The organism is Oceanisphaera ostreae (assembly GCF_042676125.1).
GTDB classification, from domain to species: domain Bacteria; phylum Pseudomonadota; class Gammaproteobacteria; order Enterobacterales; family Aeromonadaceae; genus Oceanimonas; species Oceanimonas ostreae.
On the sequence record NZ_JBHTJS010000001.1, the window covers coordinates 77,671 to 95,023 of the forward strand.

17 protein-coding genes are annotated in these 17,353 nt (G+C 46.9%); 8 read left to right on the plus strand and 9 right to left on the minus strand.

Translation table 11 applies throughout. The features are described from left to right. Positions 1-110: 110 nt before the first annotated feature. From ACFQ1C_RS00350 to ACFQ1C_RS00385, 8 genes are all read right to left on the minus strand, one after another. A complete protein-coding gene (locus ACFQ1C_RS00350) occupies positions 111-2,033 on the minus strand; it encodes a DNA topoisomerase III (protein ID WP_379556540.1) in 1,923 nt (640 codons plus the stop codon). 58 nt (positions 2,034-2,091) lie between these two features. Continuing rightward, positions 2,092-2,553 carry a hypothetical protein gene (locus ACFQ1C_RS00355; protein WP_379556541.1) on the minus strand — a complete coding sequence of 154 codons (462 nt, stop codon included), beginning with the start codon at positions 2,551-2,553 and terminating at the stop codon, positions 2,092-2,094. Positions 2,554-3,067: 514 nt separating this feature from the next. After that, the gene (locus tag ACFQ1C_RS00360) at positions 3,068-3,709 is read right to left on the minus strand and encodes a protein-methionine-sulfoxide reductase heme-binding subunit MsrQ (protein WP_379556542.1); all 642 of its coding nucleotides are present in this window, start codon (positions 3,707-3,709) and stop codon (positions 3,068-3,070) included. Next, the gene (gene msrP / locus ACFQ1C_RS00365) at positions 3,709-4,740 is read right to left on the minus strand and encodes a protein-methionine-sulfoxide reductase catalytic subunit MsrP (protein ID WP_379556543.1); all 1,032 of its coding nucleotides are present in this window, start codon (positions 4,738-4,740) and stop codon (positions 3,709-3,711) included. The genes ACFQ1C_RS00360 and msrP overlap by 1 nt, the downstream gene beginning before the upstream one ends. Before the next feature lie 66 nt (positions 4,741-4,806). Beyond that, positions 4,807-6,150 carry a sigma 54-interacting transcriptional regulator gene (locus tag ACFQ1C_RS00370; RefSeq protein ID WP_379556544.1) on the minus strand — a complete coding sequence of 448 codons (1,344 nt, stop codon included), beginning with the start codon at positions 6,148-6,150 and terminating at the stop codon, positions 4,807-4,809. 5 nt (positions 6,151-6,155) lie between these two features. Further along, positions 6,156-6,641 (minus strand): hypothetical protein, encoded by a 486-nt coding sequence (locus ACFQ1C_RS00375; protein ID WP_379556545.1) that lies wholly within the window; start codon positions 6,639-6,641, stop codon positions 6,156-6,158. Further along, positions 6,634-8,103: a sensor histidine kinase gene (locus ACFQ1C_RS00380; RefSeq protein WP_379556546.1), complete on the minus strand. Its 1,470-nt coding sequence runs from the start codon at positions 8,101-8,103 to the stop codon at positions 6,634-6,636. Before ACFQ1C_RS00380 ends, ACFQ1C_RS00375 begins: the two co-directional genes overlap by 8 nt. A gap of 125 nt (positions 8,104-8,228) precedes the next feature. After that, positions 8,229-9,554: a sigma-54 dependent transcriptional regulator gene (locus ACFQ1C_RS00385; RefSeq protein WP_379556547.1), complete on the minus strand. Its 1,326-nt coding sequence runs from the start codon at positions 9,552-9,554 to the stop codon at positions 8,229-8,231. A gap of 362 nt (positions 9,555-9,916) precedes the next feature. Here ACFQ1C_RS00385 and ACFQ1C_RS00390 point away from each other — a divergent pair, with 362 nt between their 5' ends. The 6 genes from ACFQ1C_RS00390 (at position 9,917) to ACFQ1C_RS00415 (ending at position 15,179) form a co-directional block, all read left to right on the plus strand. Beyond that, positions 9,917-10,519 (plus strand): hypothetical protein, encoded by a 603-nt coding sequence (locus tag ACFQ1C_RS00390; RefSeq protein WP_379556548.1) that lies wholly within the window; start codon positions 9,917-9,919, stop codon positions 10,517-10,519. A gap of 87 nt (positions 10,520-10,606) precedes the next feature. Continuing rightward, positions 10,607-11,755 (plus strand): hypothetical protein, encoded by a 1,149-nt coding sequence (locus ACFQ1C_RS00395; RefSeq protein ID WP_379556549.1) that lies wholly within the window; start codon positions 10,607-10,609, stop codon positions 11,753-11,755. Positions 11,756-11,812: 57 nt separating this feature from the next. After that, a complete protein-coding gene (locus ACFQ1C_RS00400; RefSeq protein ID WP_379556550.1) occupies positions 11,813-12,499 on the plus strand; it encodes a C39 family peptidase in 687 nt (228 codons plus the stop codon). A 7-nt stretch (positions 12,500-12,506) separates the two neighbouring features. Next, positions 12,507-13,247, plus strand: a complete 741-nt coding sequence (locus ACFQ1C_RS00405; RefSeq protein ID WP_379556551.1) for a hypothetical protein — start codon at positions 12,507-12,509, stop codon at positions 13,245-13,247. Positions 13,248-13,277: 30 nt separating this feature from the next. After that, a complete protein-coding gene (locus ACFQ1C_RS00410; RefSeq protein WP_379556552.1) occupies positions 13,278-14,459 on the plus strand; it encodes a transporter in 1,182 nt (393 codons plus the stop codon). Between the two features lie 312 nt (positions 14,460-14,771). Continuing rightward, positions 14,772-15,179: a CBS domain-containing protein gene (locus tag ACFQ1C_RS00415; RefSeq protein WP_379556561.1), complete on the plus strand. Its 408-nt coding sequence runs from the start codon at positions 14,772-14,774 to the stop codon at positions 15,177-15,179. Positions 15,180-15,269: 90 nt separating this feature from the next. Here ACFQ1C_RS00415 and asnA read toward each other — a convergent pair whose 3' ends face one another. After that, entirely contained in the window at positions 15,270-16,262 is a 993-nt protein-coding gene (asnA, locus tag ACFQ1C_RS00420) for an aspartate--ammonia ligase (protein WP_379556553.1), read from the minus strand. Positions 16,263-16,400: 138 nt separating this feature from the next. On the opposite strand from asnA, the gene asnC reads away from it, so the two are divergent. Continuing rightward, entirely contained in the window at positions 16,401-16,874 is a 474-nt protein-coding gene (gene asnC, locus ACFQ1C_RS00425; RefSeq protein ID WP_379556554.1) for a transcriptional regulator AsnC, read from the plus strand. A gap of 317 nt (positions 16,875-17,191) precedes the next feature. Beyond that, positions 17,192-17,353 (plus strand): transposase domain-containing protein (locus ACFQ1C_RS00430; protein ID WP_379556562.1); only part of this gene is annotated, 162 nt, incomplete at its 3' end.

Consider the following 17,353-nt stretch of genomic DNA (forward strand, 5'->3'; position numbering starts at 1 on the left):
AGTTACTAAGTGTGAGGAGAAGAACCCGGCCCTCAGCCGAGCAGCACATAACAGGCATAATTATGTGTTTAAGTACTAGCGGGAGATAGTGTCGGCGGCTGCCTTCCTGCTTACCGTGATGAGATCCTTTTTTTTCTGCGCCGAGGGGCTTTACCATGGCCTTTTAGACCAGTGAAGTGAATGCTGTTCACTTGGTTAATTAGCATGTTTAGACCGGCTAGCATCGGCTGCATAAACTGGCTATAGCTCATATTTTTTTCAGAAATCGCCTCTAGCTGCGACTCCCAATGCGCGGTCATATCGGGTAGCGCCATCACTTCTGGCAGTGACAAGATCAACCGCCGTCCGACCTCGGTAGCATGTATCTCTTTACCTTTTTTTATCAGAAAGTCACGTTTGAAAAGTAACTCAATAATACCAGCTCGCGTGGCTTCAGTGCCCAGACCATCTGTGTCTCTAAGCACCTTCTTAATCTCAGGATCTGAGACATATCTTGCTATGCCGGTCATGGCAGCAAGTAAGGTGGCATCAGTAAAGTGCTTAGGTGGGCTAGTCTGCTTTTCATCCAGCCGGCCATCACTACAAAGTACACTCTCACCTTTTACTACGTTGGGTAGCTTTATAGCAGAAAACGCTTGGTCTTCAGCTACTGAATTTTTCTCTGACGCTCTTTCAGGAAATAATGCTTTCCAACCTTTACTAACCACTTCTTTTTGCCTGCTTACAAAAGCACCGCCGCCAACCTCAGTATCAATCTGTTTTTCTTGATACTGGAAAGGAGGATAAAACTGCATCAAATATTGCCTGGCCACTAGCTCATATACCTTCAACTCATCAGCAGATAAACGACTGCCATCTAGTCCTCGGCTAGTAGGAATAATGGCATGGTGGGCTCCTACTTTTGTATCATTCCATGCTTTAGATTTAAGAGATAAATCCGCATGATTAACCGCATCAGCCAGCGCAGTGCTGGTTTTACTGATCGCCTGTGTGACAGGCAACTTGTCGTTGTAGTGCCCTTTAGGTAGATAGCGGCAGTCTGAACGTGGATAAGTGATTAATTTATGTTTTTCATAGAGTTGCTGACAAATATCTAACGTCTTTTGCGCGTTTAAATTAAATCGCTTAGAAGCGTCTATTTGTAGTGATGATAAGTTGTAGGGCAAAGGTGCCGCTTGCTTTTTAATACTTTCATTTACAGCAACTACCTTGCCTGTTTGGCCTACTACTTTTTTCAGTACGGTTTCAGCGAGCTTTTTTAATAAAACGCGCCCGTCCTCATCCATGTAAGGTTCGCAGGCGGCACTTGGATGCCACTTTGCAGTGTACGTTTCGTTATTAGCTGTTTTAAGCTCAATAAAAACTTCATAGAACGGTTTAGTGACAAAGTTTTCGATTTCAACATCGCGGTGCACCACTAACCCTAAGATCGGCGTTTGCACTCGACCAACCGACAATACACCCTTATAGCCCGAAGCCTGACCTTGCAAGGTACACAACCGAGTCATATTAATGCCATAAAGCCAGTCGGCACGAGCCCTCGCTAGGGCCGAGGTGGCGAGCGGTATAAAATCGCTGTTAGGCCGCAGACAGTTTAATGCGCGCTTAATCGCATCTGGGTTCATATCATTGATTAAACAGCGCTGTGCAGCGGCCCGCTTGGCTTTAGATACTTTGCAGTAGTTAATGACTTCATCGACTAGGATTTGCCCAACGCGGTCTGGATCACCCATATTAACGAGCACATCGGCTTGTTTAACCAATTTTTTTACCACGCTAAACTGCTTTTTAGTGGCGGGTTTAACGGTGTGCTTCCATTCATCAGGCACTATGGGTAGGTGCTCTTTACGCCATTTTTTATAATCTGGATTGTAAGCTTCAGGCTCGGCCTGCTCTAATAAATGACCAATGCACCAAGTCACCACATCGCCATTGGCGGCAGTAATAAAACCATCGCCTTTTTGGTGTGGTTTAGGTAATACATCAGCAACCGCCCTGCCTACACTGGGCTTTTCGGCAATATAGAGGATCATGTAGCACGCTTAATATAACTGTATATAGATACAGGTTAGCAGTTGTGGCCGGTTTACTTCAATAATCATCCTGCAGTAAAAACTCATCCATACACTCAACCATATAAATCCAGTCGTCTTCGACTATCGGGGTAACGGGGTCTTCATCGCCTTCGCCATATTCTTGCCAATAAAAAGCACGCAGCGCCAGCGGGAAGTCACCATAGTCTTCGGCAAGCGCCGACACCGGGCCAAACCACAGAATACGAGTGAGGCCGACTGTGAGGTCGTTGATATATTCAGTTAACGCTTCGGGCTCGGGATATTGCTCCATTAACAAGACAAAGCGCTCTTTGGCTATCGCCGTTTGCTCTGGATCTAATTCGCCTAGCTCGGCGACATAATGCACGTAATCATTCAGCAAATGCTCGTGAGCATGCCCTTCGTCTTCGAGCCACTGGCAACGAGTTTCTTTGCGGCTGATCACCGACAAAGCCACGCCTTCATCAAGAAAACACAATGCCCACGCTTTACTATCCATTCACTACTCCGCCGCTGCTTAAGAATTTGTTGCTCGCTAAGGCCGTAGTGTAGCGGAATGCCTGCCAAGATGAGAGGGAAAACAGAGCGGTAAGCACAAAGCCAGAGGCGGGAAGAAAACACCGAGTTCGACTGTTTCTTCCCGTTTTCGGCCTGTTACTTAATCACATCTTTTTATTGCATTAATAATAAAAGAGGGGCGCATGATTTAGTCGACTCGCCCGGCATAGCCTAGACAACTCCGCGCTAATGGGAGGGCAGAGGGCGTCTGCTCCGCCGACCCTCCGCGCCAGGGAAGGCGCAGCGGAGCCCCCAAGGGGCGAGCTTATTTCGCCTAGATGAGCTGTTTTAGCCTAATCGAACATCCAGTGAATGTGCGCAGTTGGCTAAAACGGTGAGTGACACACCCAGCGGCGAGTCGATCGGAGTAGTGAGCTCTGCCCGATTACACCATTAAGCTCAACAAAAAGATGTGACTAAGTGACAGGCTTTCGGCTGCAAGCTTCTGGCTTGTTTTAGTCCTTACTGCGCAGCGCTTTCTTGCTATGGGCTTTCACTTTACTACGCCACCAGCGTTTGAGCTTATCGCGACGCCACCACAGCAAACTTAGGCTTAACAGCAGGTAGATAACCGGCTGGATCCAACCGGATTTAACCGCCCACCAGTAATGAATGGGGATCAGTAAGGCGGCAAGATAAATCCAGTTATGCAATTGCTGCCAGCGGCGCCCTAACCGACGCTGCCAGCCTTGCGTTGAGGTGACCGTCAACAGCAACAGAACAATCCAAGACGCCATGCCTAAGGTAATAAAGCCGCGCTTAATAATTTCACTGCCAATCAATCCCCACGCTAGCTGTAGGTCTAGCCACAGCCACACTAATAAATGCAAACTGGCGTATGCAAAACACCAAAGGCCAACGAGGCGGCGCACTTTAATAAGCGGCCCTGCTTTTAGCATTTTTGCCAACGGCGAGACGCACAGCGTCAGCAATAAAATCCGTAACGCCCAATCACCTAAATACTGTATTAACTCAGGGATAGGATCAGCACTAAAGCGCCCGACGGAAAAGGCCCATGGCAGCCATAGTAAGGGGAGTGCCGCTGCCAAATGGAGGCATACTTTTAGCGCCGTGACGTTTTTGGAGCTTAGCTTCATTAATAAAACGTCCGCAAGTCCATGCCTTGGTAGAGGCTCGCCACTTCTTCTTGGTAACCGTTAAACATCAAGGTTGGCTGGCGTTCGCTGCCAAACAAACCACCCTCGGCAATCACTCGCTCCGAAGCTTGGCTCCAGCGCGGATGATCGACATTGGGGTTCACGTTGGCATAAAAACCGTATTCATTGTCGGCTAGTTTATTCCACGTAGTCGGTGGCTGCTTATCGGTTAAATGGATCCGCACAATAGATTTAATGCCCTTAAAGCCGTATTTCCACGGCAATACTAAGCGTACCGGAGCTCCATTTTGGGGCGGTAGCGTTTTGCCATACATGCCGACTGCGAGCATGGCCAATGGATTCATGGCCTCGTCAATACGCAGCCCTTCTACGTAGGGATATTCAACCCCGCCACCCACAAAGCGAGAGGCTTGGCCACGCATTTGCTTAGGGTCATATAAGGTTTCAAAGGCCACATACTTTGCCTTAGAAGTAGGGTTAGCGGCTTTAATAATGCTCGCTAATGGCACACCCAACCAAGGAATAACCATAGACCAGGCTTCTACACAGCGATGGCGGTAAATACGCTCTTCAAGTTGCTGCTTCTCTAGCCATGCCCATACATCGATGGTTTGCGGGTTATCAACTTCGCCAGAAATAGTAATCGTCCAAGGCTGGGTCTTAAGCTGCTGCGCATAACGGACCGGATCTGACTTATCAGAGCCAAATTCAAAGAAGTTATTATAACTGGTGGCTACCCGCTCGGCAGTAGCAGGCGTTGCAAGTTGGTAGGCTGTTGGCTGAGTAAAAGTGAGCGGATGGGTTTTGGCCATATCAGCGACGGCTGATTTTTTGCTTTCGTTACCACCAAGCAAGGAGTCAAGAAAGCTAGCACTGGCGGTATTACTCACCGCAGCGGCACCCAACCCTAACCCCAAGCCTTGTATAATGTGTCGACGCTGAAGGTACACTGACTCGGGCGTCACTTTATTTTCGCTAAGTGCTGATTTTTTCTTATTGTGGATCCGCATATGAATTTCGCTTTGTTGGGCTAATGACTAACTCCATACAAAGAGCGTCATTACGAGGAAAAAATTTCACTCTTTACGCTTTTCCTTATAAGTACCTGCTTCAATGCCATGGCGATTAAGCAGCTTATAAAAATCGGTTCTATTACGCCCGGCCAAGCCTGCTGCTTGGCTCACATTACCTTCGGTCATGCGTAATATTTTATGCAAATATAAGCGCTCAAACTCAGCTCGCGCTTCATTAAAGGTGGGGAATTGCTCACCGGTGTCAGCCAAAATACCCTCTAGCAGCTGAGGGCCAATAACCGGAGCCGAAGCCATGGCCGCCGCTTGCTCGACTACATTCAATAACTGCCGCACATTGCCAGGCCAGTTGGCTGCAGCCAACATAGATAAGGCCTCGGGAGCGAATCCCGTTACTTGAGTTTGTTGGCGTAACTTCAGTTGCTCTAGTGCATGACGGGCAAGCAGAGGAATGTCTTCTGGCCTTTGCTGCAAAGGGGGTAAGTTTAAATTCACCACATTAAGACGATAAAACAGGTCTTCTCGAAACTCCCCCTGCTCCATCGCCGTCACCAGATCTTTGTTGGTGGAGGACAACACTCGCACATCGGTATTAATGCTGAGTGTAGATCCTAAGGGTCGCACCTCTTGCTGCGCCAGTGCCTGTAATAGCTTGTTTTGCAAAGCAGGCGTTAGTTCTCCTACCTCCTCTAGCAACAAAGTACCGCCCTTGGCGGCCAGAAAGACCCCGGGATGATCCGAGGTGGCTCCCATAAAAGCACCTTTCACATGGCCAAATAACTCAGACTCCAATAGCTGCTCGGTCATGGCGCCGCAATTAAGCACGATAAAAGGATAGTCCTGACGCGGGCTTGCATCATGCAACGCCTGAGCCATTAACGCTTTACCCGAGCCGGATGGTCCGGTAATCATCACACTGATATCGAGTGGCGCCATGCGCCGCGCTTGCTCTAACAAGGCCACCATAATGGGGCTACGCGTCATAATGCGCTGCTGCCAGTCATCAGCCATAGCCGGTAATGACACCGCGAGCGCTTCATTAATGGTTTTGCGTAACTCTTCTTTGTCGATGGGTTTGGTTAAAAAGCCAAATACGCCCGAACGGGTCGCACTCACGGCATCGGTTATCGAGCCATGAGCGGTCATAATCACCACGGGTAAACCCACATGCAGGCGCTGAATACGATCAAATAGCGCCAAGCCATCCATGCCGTCCATGCGCAAGTCGCTCAACACCAAGTCGGGCCGCTCTTGCTCCAGCCACTCTAGCGCTTCGGCACCGCTGGCCGCAGTGAACACGGCAAAGCCTTCACTTTTTAAGCGCAAGCCCAGTAATTTCAACAAGCTAACATCATCGTCCACCAGCAGTATTCTGGCTTTACGTTTCATGGCATTTACTCTCGAAACTTACGTTCGTTGATCTGTTGATCAATATTAGCCAGTTCATTTAACTTTCGCGTTAGGCTATTAACTTGTTGCTGGCGATCGGCTAACTGGCGCTGTTGCTGTAGTAATTCTTCATTATAGGCTTGATAAACCGCAAGAAATTGGCGCTCTTCACTAGTGGCCTTAGACAAATACTGCTTAAACAGCTGCTGAGCCTGTTGTCGGTGGCTGTTTGAAGCCCGAGGGTGACTCAACCATAACGCCTGCTCTAACGCGTTATCCTTCGCCTGTTGCAGGTGATTAAGAGCTATTTGGCGCTGCGCTTCACTGCTGGACATCATCTTGGTCGATAACTGCAACCAATCGGTTAGCTGCATGCCAATCGCCTCTTGTGGTAGTGGTGTCTCGAGCTCTGGCTGCTGAAACGGTGGAAAAGGTAAACTACAGCCCGTTAACATGAGCGCGAATACGCCACTACACCATGCTTTATTCATGCTTTATTCCTTTATCGTTATTATTAGGCAGGCTCAGTTCAAAACACACCAGCTCTGTTACTGTGGTACTCAATACTAATTTTCCACCCATGCTTTCGGCGGCTTCGCGCGCAATGCTTAGGCCAATGCCCGAGCCTTTAAGCACACCCTTGCGTACCTGACTTCCCTGAACAAAGGGTTCAAAAATACGATCTCGATCCTGTTCAGGTATCGCCTGCCCCGTATTAGCAACGCTTAGCACGTAGTCAGTGATAGTCGATTTATCCGCGGCTAACTTACCTACGGTAATATGAGCCTTAATTTGCAGAACTCCCCCCACATCGGCGTAATTTACCGCATTAGAAATAAGATTATCTAACACCAACTTCAAACGATGGCTATCGGCCAGTGGGCATGCATCAATAAGAGCAATGCTGACCTGCAGTGCTTTATTATCAATGGTCAGGCGATGCGCTTCTAGGCTTTGTTCCAACAAGGGCAACACCGGTACAGGCTCTTCATAAACTTGCACCTGCTGAATACGATTGTAATCCAATAGCTGCTCAATTAACTCCTGTAAGCGAAAGCTGTTATGTACCAACAACTCGCAAATCTCTTCCTGATCTGCCGTTAAAGGGCCGGTTATTTGCTCTAATAGCAAGTCGGCACCTTCACGCAAACTGGCCAGTGGGGTTTTTAACTCATGAGAAAGGTGGCGTAAAAACTGCAACTTTTGCGCTTCAAGCTCGCGTAACCGCAGATGCAGCCAGTGCAGCTTATCACCTAGCTCAACCAACTCTGCAGGGCCGCGTATCGGTTTTTCTTCTGGATAAACACCCGCCCCTAAGTTTAAAATTCTTTTTTCAAGCTGTCGTACGGGCCGAATAATAAGATACGTAAACAGCAGTGCCAGCAGTAAACTGGCACCGCCTAGCGCCGCGCTAAGCATCCATAATTGCTGGCGCACCACAATAACATGTTCACGCACCTGTTGAATGCGCCCATCAATTTGCGCCCGAGTTAAACGGTCAAGTGCCAAGGTCGTGCTGCTAAAAGAGTTAAAAATAACAACTCGCTCGCGAATTTGCTCGTTACTGGCCTGAGCCAAGTCCACCAAGTATACCAACTGGTGCTGTAGAGAAACGCCTAAAGTGCCGCCGTCAATTCCTAACAGTAGCTGCTCTAGTTCAAGTCGATAGCGCTCGAGCAGGCGCAGATAAGACTGGCGCAATTCAGGATTTTCCAATACCGCATAGCGACGAATCGCACGTTCCATTTCAAGGGCAAGATCATTCATATCTGATGCTCGTCGCGTATCCACCACCGCACTTTCTATTCCGTCTTGCGCCAGTAATATAACTCGATCTAGGCTGCGTCCATTTTGAATCACCAGCAGGATGAGCGGCAGCAATACTAAAGTAAAGGCGACCAACACCAGCCGTAGCAGAGAGCGAGGGACAAATCCCCTAGCCGCATTAGACATTATCCATTCATCCCATTATTTAATTATTACGCAGAATAGCAAAAATGAGCGCAAACGCAGACCACCGAAATAATAAACGGCGCCCAAAAGGCGCCGTTTATTATTTCGGTGGCTCACACTTCCCGTTATAACAAGCTGTGCTTATCCAATAACCGATACAAAGTGGCTCGCGAAATGTTGAGCTGCTTCGCAACTGAACTAACCTTGCCATGAGACTCATCAAGCGCACGCGCCAGTGCTTCTCGCTCTGCCACTTCTCGAATAGCCTTAAGACATTCCCCATCAGTTGATGGCGGACCCGACTCAATCTCTAGGTCAACAGCTTGAATATAGCGACCCGTGGTCATTACGGTAGCCCGCTGTACGCGATTCATTAACTCTCGCACGTTGCCTGGCCATCGGTGTTGCAGCATGGCGATTTCAGCCTGTTCAGAAAAACTGAGTCGTCCATGATCTTGCTGCTGTTGCTGCAAGAACTTTCTTGCTAACAATAAAATGTCGTCTCCTCGTTGGCGTAACGGCGGTATCTTTAAGCGAATAACATTTAAACGAAAGTAGAGATCTTCTCGAAAGCGACCGTCTTGCACTGCCGCTTCTAAATCCACATGCGTTGCCGCAATAATACGAACATTCAAATGAATAGACTGATTAGACCCCACTCTTTCTATGGTCTTTTCTTGTAGAAATCGCAATAAATTAACTTGCTCTTCTAGCGGCAAATCACCTATTTCATCGAGAAATAAAGACCCATTATGCGCCGCTTCAATCTTACCAATTTTACGCTGTGTGGCGCCGGTAAAAGCCCCTTTTTCGTGGCCAAATAACTCCGACTGCACCAACTGCGCCGGTAAAGCCCCACAGTTAACAGGAATAAATGGGCCTTCGCCACATTCAGATGCTCCATGTAACTTTCGCGCAACCAGCTCTTTACCCGTACCGCTTTCACCAGTAATGAGCACCGGCAATTGGCAACGAGATAATTTTTGCAGCTGCTGTTTCAGAATATGCATGCTCTGGCTTTGGCCTAAAATCATTTCGCTTGAATCACAAAGCGCCACGACTGGTTGGTCGGTGTTACATAACCTAGCCATGCCCAAAGCATGGCCCAACATATATTGCAGCCGTGTGAAATCTGGTGGGCTGGTATGAAAATCGTAAAAATAATTCTTCAATAAGTAGCGCACTGCATCATCACTCAAACGAGACTGACTCACTATAGCAATCCAAAAAACACCAGCATAAGTCCTAACAAATGACTCAACCGTGTCTATGTTAGTGCCTTCACTTATCTCTATAACTCCAACTTGTACCCCTAGCATTAAAGAAGGTGGAAGCGATCGAGTAAGCCACTTAGCCAGCCTTACTTCCCACTCCATCTTGCTAACTTCACTAACAATTTCATTATCGCTATGGCACAAAAATAATACGGGGTGCTGCCGCCGGTAAGTCATTCGCTAATCCCTGCTTTGATGGGGTCGGTATGCATTAAGACTAGACGATAACGGCCCTCTTAGAGTAATTACACACCAACCCCTAACCAACCCTTTAAGTACAATATAGCAATAAAAACAAAACAACGTCTCGATTTTGATACAAGCCAGCATTAATGAGAATTAAGCGCAAGTAATTGTTTAATATACTGTTATTTTAAAACCAACAATTATTCGTCTCTTAATTGAGACAAGCAGAAGCAGAGAATTAAAATAAAGTGCCTAATAATCAACACCTTAAAAGTTGGCCCCGTTATTGCAAACTTCTGATCAGCGTTAAGTTAATAAGCAGCCTCATACCAACTAAGTGCAGGGAGCATGACATGGATAAGGACAGCGCAATCAAAGTAGCCACAAAAACCGTGAACTACGCCACAGCGACCCTGTTGTTCGTGTCTCTTAATGTGGCTGCCGCCGACTTGCACCAAAACATCAACCGTATCGAACCTAACACTCTGAATAATGCTAGCGGCTTTATCGGCATTAATGTGGCCGCTGGTGATAATAATCTTCAAGCCAACAGTGTCAGCATCGCCATTGGTAAAAATGCCCAAACGCTTAATCGTTCATCTATGCACACCAGCACCTTAAACGGTGAGGCAGGCTCAGCCAGTGTCAGTATGGGGGCCAATACCCTCCATAATGCTAGCGGGCTAATTTCAGTGAACCAAGTTGCGGGCTCGGGTAATGCCCAGTTAAACGCTATTGCTATAGCCTTTGGTGACAACATTCAAATGTTATCAGATATTTCCCTCAGTGTTCGCCCGTCTGCAGTCAATAGTTCGAGTAACACTGATGATATAAATAAAAACACAGTCATGTTAGATAGTAATTCGTTGAGAGGAGCCGCAGGCGCCATTCAACTAAACCAGATTGCCGGGAATGGCAATATAGCAGTAAACCGGGTTTCCATGCCCATCCAATAAACGACAGTACTTATGGTTTAATTACCAAGAGCAAGTCGTAGTTACAGTGTGTTAAAAAGTAAAAAATTGCTTTCAAGGAGAGAGACAATGAAAAAACTTATTATAGCCCCAGTAGCAGCCGTTGTTATGCTTGGTTTAAGTGGTTACGCCGCAGCAGGCGGTAATAGTAACGAGACCGGCGTAGACATTTATAAGCACGTCAACATTACCAACGAAATTGATTATTCAGGTGGAGCCTATATAGGCGGTTATATTGGCATTAACAAACTTGGCATGGCGGTTATTGATAGTTATCAAAACACCACCGGCAACTATGTTGAAAACACCCGTAACACCAACAACGCCAAAATTGATGGTGGCTCAGGTAACAACTTGGCCGGTAATGGTGGTTTGAACGTGGCCGCAGGCGATAACAACGTACAAGCCAACAATACCGCTATGACCGTATTGGGTGACAGAGCGGATGCTGAGCCCGGAGAGGTCGGTGAAGGTTCAACTGCCAATGGCCTGCTAGGGTTTGGCTGGCATAAAAATGGTGGTGCGTCTGTAGATGCTGAAATTAGTTCTAGCCAAGTTTCTGCGTTTAATGATGTCAATAACCAAGGTAACCACAACAACGCAGTAATTAGTGGTGGATCACTAAACGGCGCTGCTGGTAACTTGGGTGTGAACGTAGCCGCAGGTAACGGTAACGTGCAGGCCAATAACTTTGCCTTGTCTTACGGTCAAGACGCCAGCTTAGCGGTGTCGACTGTAGATAATAAGCAGTTTACTACCGGTAATAACACAACCAATGCTTCCTTGAGCACAACACGTGAAGGTCAAGTAGTGGGAGTAAGGATGTCAGGAAGTGCTTCTGGTACTTATAACGGTAATAGCGTGCAAAGTAACGACGTGTATCCTGAAATTTGGGAAGGACCTAGTGGTAATGCAGGCAGTAACCACCCTGGTGCCCAATCCTACTGGGGACATGCTGACTTTGACAAGACCCCCGACGATAGCGGTGTAGATAGTCACTTCGAGTTTGCTGAGAATGGTGATATTGCGTTAGATACCATTTCTTTGTCAGGTAGTGTGATGACGTATAATACCATTGTTGGTCGTACCAACGTGAACAATGCAGTACTAAGTGGCGGTTCATTGAATAACGCTGCTGGTAACGTAGGTGTTAACGTGGCGGCAGGTACTAACAACCTGCAAAGCAATAGCATGGCTCTTAGCGTAGGTAATTTCTAACGCTACTCTGGCTCCGGAGCAATCCGGAGCCTTTTATTCTTTGCTGAGGGACCGGCAATGAAGCTACTATTAATTAGCGTATTACTCTCCCTTTCATATTCCACTATGGCTGCCAGCATTAATATGACAGGCGTAGTATCTGGTGTAGGCGGTTCGAGTAAAAAAGTAATCAGCCTAGCCGAGCGTCGATTCATTGGCGTAGAACAACAAAAAACAGACTTTAGTTGCGGAGCAGCCTCTGTTGCCACCATATTAAAATATTCTTATAACATTCCAACTAAAGAAAAATGGGTGATGGACGGCATGTTAGCCATGTCAGACCCTGAGTTAGTGGCCCAGTATGGGTTTTCTATGTTAGATATGAAAAATTATGTCGAAATGCTCGGCATGCAAGCAAAAGGCTTTAAAGTTAAATCAGAAAACATTGATCAATTGACTATTCCCTCCGTCGTATTGCTAAACATTAAAGGCTTTCACCACTTTGTGGTACTAAAGAAAATTGATAGCGATGGGCGTGTTTATTTAGCAGACCCTGCACTGGGTAACCAAATTGTAGAAATGGATGAATTTTTAGCTGGCTGGAATAATATAGTGCTGGCTATTATCGGCGAAGGCTACGACAAGCACTCTATTCTAGCAAACCCAGCTCTGCCACTAACTGCGCGAGGCAGAGATGGCCGTTTTGTTCCCGTGTCTGATGCAGCCTTAATGGAATTTGGCTTTAATTATAAAGACTTGTTGTGAGGTTATTATGAGACGTATAGCAGGATTGCTGGCGTTAACATCAGCCATAGGAATAGCCCAAGCCGCTGAAATGCCCCATTTATTTAATAATAATGAGGTAGGTGTATTATTAAGCGATGAGGTGCTAGGCGCACAACGTGGTAAGTTTGTTTCCGCTAACTCACAAGCTCATTACTTTGGTATAGAGTTTATTACGACCATTTCTGGCCCGAATAACACTATGATTACTAATGGTATGCAATTAAATGTTAATTTTAATCGCACGCAGCCAGTTAGTGTCAATACCTACAGCAGCGAAAACTCACTAACTAGCACCAGCGTCGGTATTGCCCCTAACAGCAGTCTACCTAATGGCAGTGGCGTTGTTCAGGTAGCACAGGTATCGGGTAATGGCAATATGGGGGTTAATGACTTTATGTTTGTGCCTGGCCAGATGACAGTAAAGGGTAGTGCTCTCACTCAGAACCATTACCAGCTTAGCTTACCTAATGGCATAGGTACTGTGCGTTACGATGTTGGCGGCAGTGGCTTAGGAATGTCATATGCGTCCCAAGATGGCCATGTAACTTCCGCACAAATGCTGCGTAACAGCAATGGTAACCAAGGTTTTGTGCAACAATTTAGTATTGCCGATAATAATAAGCTATTGTCTAATCAGGCTAAGTTTTACATGGGCGATAAACTAGGTGCCTATACTGATTTAGCAAATACCCTAAAGCAACAGTTGCCGATGGGAATTAAATTATAGCGATCACTTTTTAATACGCAAGGAATGCGCATGAAAAAAACAACCATTGCACTGGCAATATTGAGCTGTTTTTCTAATCTAGTGCTGGCACAAAATGCCTCTTCGGCTGCCGAAGAGGCATTGTTGCAACAGCAGCTCGATAACTTGCGCCAGCAACTCATTCAGCAAAATCAGCAGCTACATCAGCTGCAAAACCGACTAGCGACTAGCCAACAGCAGCCAACGGCACAAGATACTGCGGGCCGTGTAAGTGGTGAGCGGCGCACGCCTGCACCCAGCCGCGCGACCGAAGACTTATTGATAGAGCAACACAATGTATTCGACCGTAAATTTAGCCTCGACTTCGGTATCAGCTATGCCTATTACGATCGCAAGCAGTTGTTACTACGAGGCTTGGTGGTTTACGATGCGATTTTTCTTGGCAAAATCGATACCGATCGTATTCGATCTCACCAGTGGACGGCAGATGTTACCGGCCGCTATACTTTTAACGACCGTTGGCAGGCCGAACTAAGAATTCCCTACGTCTATCGTTATATGGACTACACTGCTAGCCCTGATCAAGACAAGAAAGTATTCGACAGCTTAAGCGATAGCAACATTGGGGATATTAGTGCCGCTGTTTATTATCGAATGCTCACCGAAACCAACAGCCGACCCGACTTGGTATGGAACTTCAGGGTTACCGCTCCGACCGGTCGTGATCCGTTTGGCATTCCAAACACGCCCAATAATGTTAATACTAATCTAATAAATGTGCCTACAAAGCTTGCCACCGGTACCGGCTTATGGGGCCTATCAACTGGATTTTCTGCGGTTAAAACCGTAGACCCCGCTATTTTATTCGCCAGCGTCGATTATACCCATTACTTGAAAGGCAGCTTCGACGATATTTCAGCCGGCAATAATCAACCTGGAGAGGTACAGCTAGGTGATTCATTTGGTTATGGCCTAGGCATGGCTTTTGCCTTAAGCGAACGTTTAAGCCTGTCGCTAAACTTTAACCAGAGCTTTAACCGCGAAGCCAAACAAGCCTTTGAAGGAGAAAGCCTAAGTAAAGTTCAAAGCTCCAACGGCAACTCGGCAACCATGGGCATGGGTGTAACTTGGGCCATAGACGACAACTTATCTATGGTAGTTAACTGGGCCGCAGGTTTAACCCAAGATGCACCCGACTATGTAGTAGGCGTGCGCTTCCCTTATCGCTTTTAACTTTCGGTATAAACACACCTATCAAATACACAGCTTTGACGGTTAATCACCATCAAAGCTGTGTTCGTTAACCGCCTAAAAAAGTGCGGTGTTTACCACTATATTCGCCCACCGGTGCACTATACTTATAAGGTTTAGTGAAACTTACATAACACTATCAATGCACTATCAATAAGCTATTCACTCGGCTCTGGTTGGCTTACCGAGTAAAATAGTGGCACACTCGATTTAGACCTTAGAGAAGCGCTGTCTAAACAGGCCTTCTGAAAGGGTTAGATAGAGAGGCCATGTAGAAGGAGAATGATGATGGTAATGGCGACGGTAAGCGAAATTATGCGGCGGAGCATCCCCTTGCTGACGGCAGAGATGTCGATCACCGAGGCGTTAGACAAGTTACTGTCTTCCGATTTAAGCGGCCTGCCAGTAGTCGATACGCAACGCAAAATTATCGGCTTTCTTTCCGAGCAAGACTGTATTCCTACTTTAGTTAAGGCCAGTTATCACTGCGATAACCGCGTGACGGTTAATGACTTAATGTATAAAGAGCCGCTAACCGTGTCACCCAACAGCGATGTATTTGAACTAGCACGCATGATGGGGGGAGCCAAGCCCAAGCTGTATCCGGTAATCGAAGACGATAAAGTGATCGGCATTGTTACGCGGCATCAGGTAATGATGGTGCTTAACGAAAAATTACAAAACTGCACGATCAGTTACTAACCAACAGTTACTAACCAACAGTTACTAATTCGCTTTTATAAAAAAAACGGGAACCCTTGGGTTCCCGTTTTTTGTTGTGCTATCTGTCAGTTATAGCAAGTCTGCTACCGACTCATGTAGGTCAGCTGGCCACACACCACATTGCACTTGGCCGATATGCGAAAGCTGTAGCAACAGCATCACAAGACGAGACTGGCCAATGCCGCCGCCAATAGTTTGTGGTAGCTTGCCTGCCAGCAAGGCCTGGTGCCACTCTTGGCTCGCTCTGTCTTCTTGGCCGGTCAACGCCAACTGATGGCTTAGGGCCTCTTGATCGACGCGGATCCCCATAGAAGATAATTCGAAGGCATCTTCTAATATTGGGTTCCACACTAAAATATCGCCGTTTAACCCACATAAGCCATCTTTGCCTGCGCTCGACCAGTCGTCATAATCTGGCGCTCGCACATCATGGCTTTCACCGTGGCTAAGCTGACAGCCAATGCCAATTAAAAATACCGCGCCATACTCTTTAGCAATGGCACGCTCACGGCCTTTGGCATCTAAATCAGGATAACGAGTTAGCAGCTCTTCGGCGTGCAGCATTTTAATGTGTTCGGGTAAAAAAGGCGTTAAGCCAAACTCGGCGGCAGCCGCCATTTCGGTTTTTTTAATACCATCGTAAATCTGTTCGACGGTACGCACTAAAAAGTCGGCATCACGGCTTTGGATAGACATTACCTGTTCCCAGTCCCACTGGTCTACATAAACAGAGTGAATAGGGCTAAGACGGTCTTCATCGGGGCGCAGTGCCTTCATGTGCGTGTATATACCCTCACCGGCCTCAAACTCAAAACGTGCGAGGGTATGGCGCTTCCATTTTGCCAATGAATGCACCACTTCGAAAGTAGACCCCGGAATAGCCTTGACCTTCACTTGTACCGCTTTTTCTGAACCAGACAGGTTATCTTGCATACCATCACCTAGGCGGCTAAGAATGGGGGCCTGCACTTCCAGTAAATTGAGCTTCTGCGCCAGCTGGCTGGAGAAATACTCCTTCACAAAACGGATCTGGCGTTGGCGTTCAATATAGGATTGCTTCATCTTATTCACCTAGGTTGTTTGTTGGTATTAGTGAATAATCAGGCAAGTACGCCATAAATTCAACATTGAATAGAAAAAACTCGCACATTGGTTTAAATTCATCAAAATAACACCTATTTTTTGAGGAATAGACAAAATATGACAGAAAAAGGCGAGCTGCATTATCGAATCGATAATTTGGACAAATCGATTTTAGTGGCATTAATGGATAATGCCCGCACCCCTTATGCCGAATTGGCCAAGCGCTTTGCCGTTAGCCCAGGCACCATTCATGTTCGGGTAGAGAAAATGAAGCAGGCGGGCATCATTGAAGGCACTAGAGTTCAGGTGAACCCTAAAAAGCTAGGTTACGATGTATGCTGCTTTATCGGCATTATTCTAAAAAGTGCCCGCGACTACCCGTCGGCACTCGCCAAATTAGAACAACTAGAGGAGGTGGTAGAAGCGTATTACACCACCGGCCATTACAATATTTTTATCAAGGTGATGACCCACTCTATAGATGAGCTGCAACAAGTGTTGGTGCATCGACTACAGACTATTGACGAAATCCAGTCCACAGAAACCCTAATATCACTGCAACAACCGATAAATAAAGACGTAACGCCCTAACAGCCAGTGAATAACAAACCATTTCTGCCACGGAATACACGGAACAACACGGACGAAGAGCAAAGCCCTAAAGATAAAAACATGAAGCTATATGAAGCCCTAGCCAAGCAGGTTTTTTAGCCCTAGATCTTCTGTTTCGTAGAACCCACAGCGTGGCCCTACAAAAGACTCGCTCTATGTAACCGTGGCTGAATCACTCACATGACTCCCACCATTAAAGGGTAACACCGATCAGTTAAGAAATTTTGGCGATCGGTTGACCGATCCTTATACGGCGTCAGAATACCCTCATCACCATATGGTATGAGGGTATTTTTTTGCTTGCTCACTGGTTACTCGACACTGATACATTTGCCGCTCCTGAGTCGTTATCGACCTTCCACAAACACCTTCCTTTGGGCTGGATTCATACCGCGCTAGAGCAAACGGATAAAGCGAGTGTCAGGCGGCGAAAGCTCCCCGCCGAGCTGGTAGTCTGG

Coding starts and splice junctions, on each gene's coding strand:
- ACFQ1C_RS00350 (WP_379556540.1), bottom strand. CDS start 2,033: ATGATCCTCTATATTGCCGAAAAGCCCAGTGTAGGCAGGGCGGTTGCT.
- ACFQ1C_RS00355 (WP_379556541.1), bottom strand. CDS start 2,553: ATGGATAGTAAAGCGTGGGCATTGTGTTTTCTTGATGAAGGCGTGGCT.
- ACFQ1C_RS00360 (WP_379556542.1), bottom strand. CDS start 3,709: ATGAAGCTAAGCTCCAAAAACGTCACGGCGCTAAAAGTATGCCTCCAT.
- msrP (WP_379556543.1), bottom strand. CDS start 4,740: ATGCGGATCCACAATAAGAAAAAATCAGCACTTAGCGAAAATAAAGTG.
- ACFQ1C_RS00370 (WP_379556544.1), bottom strand. CDS start 6,150: ATGAAACGTAAAGCCAGAATACTGCTGGTGGACGATGATGTTAGCTTG.
- ACFQ1C_RS00375 (WP_379556545.1), bottom strand. CDS start 6,641: ATGAATAAAGCATGGTGTAGTGGCGTATTCGCGCTCATGTTAACGGGC.
- ACFQ1C_RS00380 (WP_379556546.1), bottom strand. CDS start 8,103: ATGTCTAATGCGGCTAGGGGATTTGTCCCTCGCTCTCTGCTACGGCTG.
- ACFQ1C_RS00385 (WP_379556547.1), bottom strand. CDS start 9,554: ATGACTTACCGGCGGCAGCACCCCGTATTATTTTTGTGCCATAGCGAT.
- ACFQ1C_RS00390 (WP_379556548.1), top strand. CDS start 9,917: ATGGATAAGGACAGCGCAATCAAAGTAGCCACAAAAACCGTGAACTAC.
- ACFQ1C_RS00395 (WP_379556549.1), top strand. CDS start 10,607: ATGAAAAAACTTATTATAGCCCCAGTAGCAGCCGTTGTTATGCTTGGT.
- ACFQ1C_RS00400 (WP_379556550.1), top strand. CDS start 11,813: ATGAAGCTACTATTAATTAGCGTATTACTCTCCCTTTCATATTCCACT.
- ACFQ1C_RS00405 (WP_379556551.1), top strand. CDS start 12,507: ATGAGACGTATAGCAGGATTGCTGGCGTTAACATCAGCCATAGGAATA.
- ACFQ1C_RS00410 (WP_379556552.1), top strand. CDS start 13,278: ATGAAAAAAACAACCATTGCACTGGCAATATTGAGCTGTTTTTCTAAT.
- ACFQ1C_RS00415 (WP_379556561.1), top strand. CDS start 14,772: ATGGCGACGGTAAGCGAAATTATGCGGCGGAGCATCCCCTTGCTGACG.
- asnA (WP_379556553.1), bottom strand. CDS start 16,262: ATGAAGCAATCCTATATTGAACGCCAACGCCAGATCCGTTTTGTGAAG.
- asnC (WP_379556554.1), top strand. CDS start 16,401: ATGACAGAAAAAGGCGAGCTGCATTATCGAATCGATAATTTGGACAAA.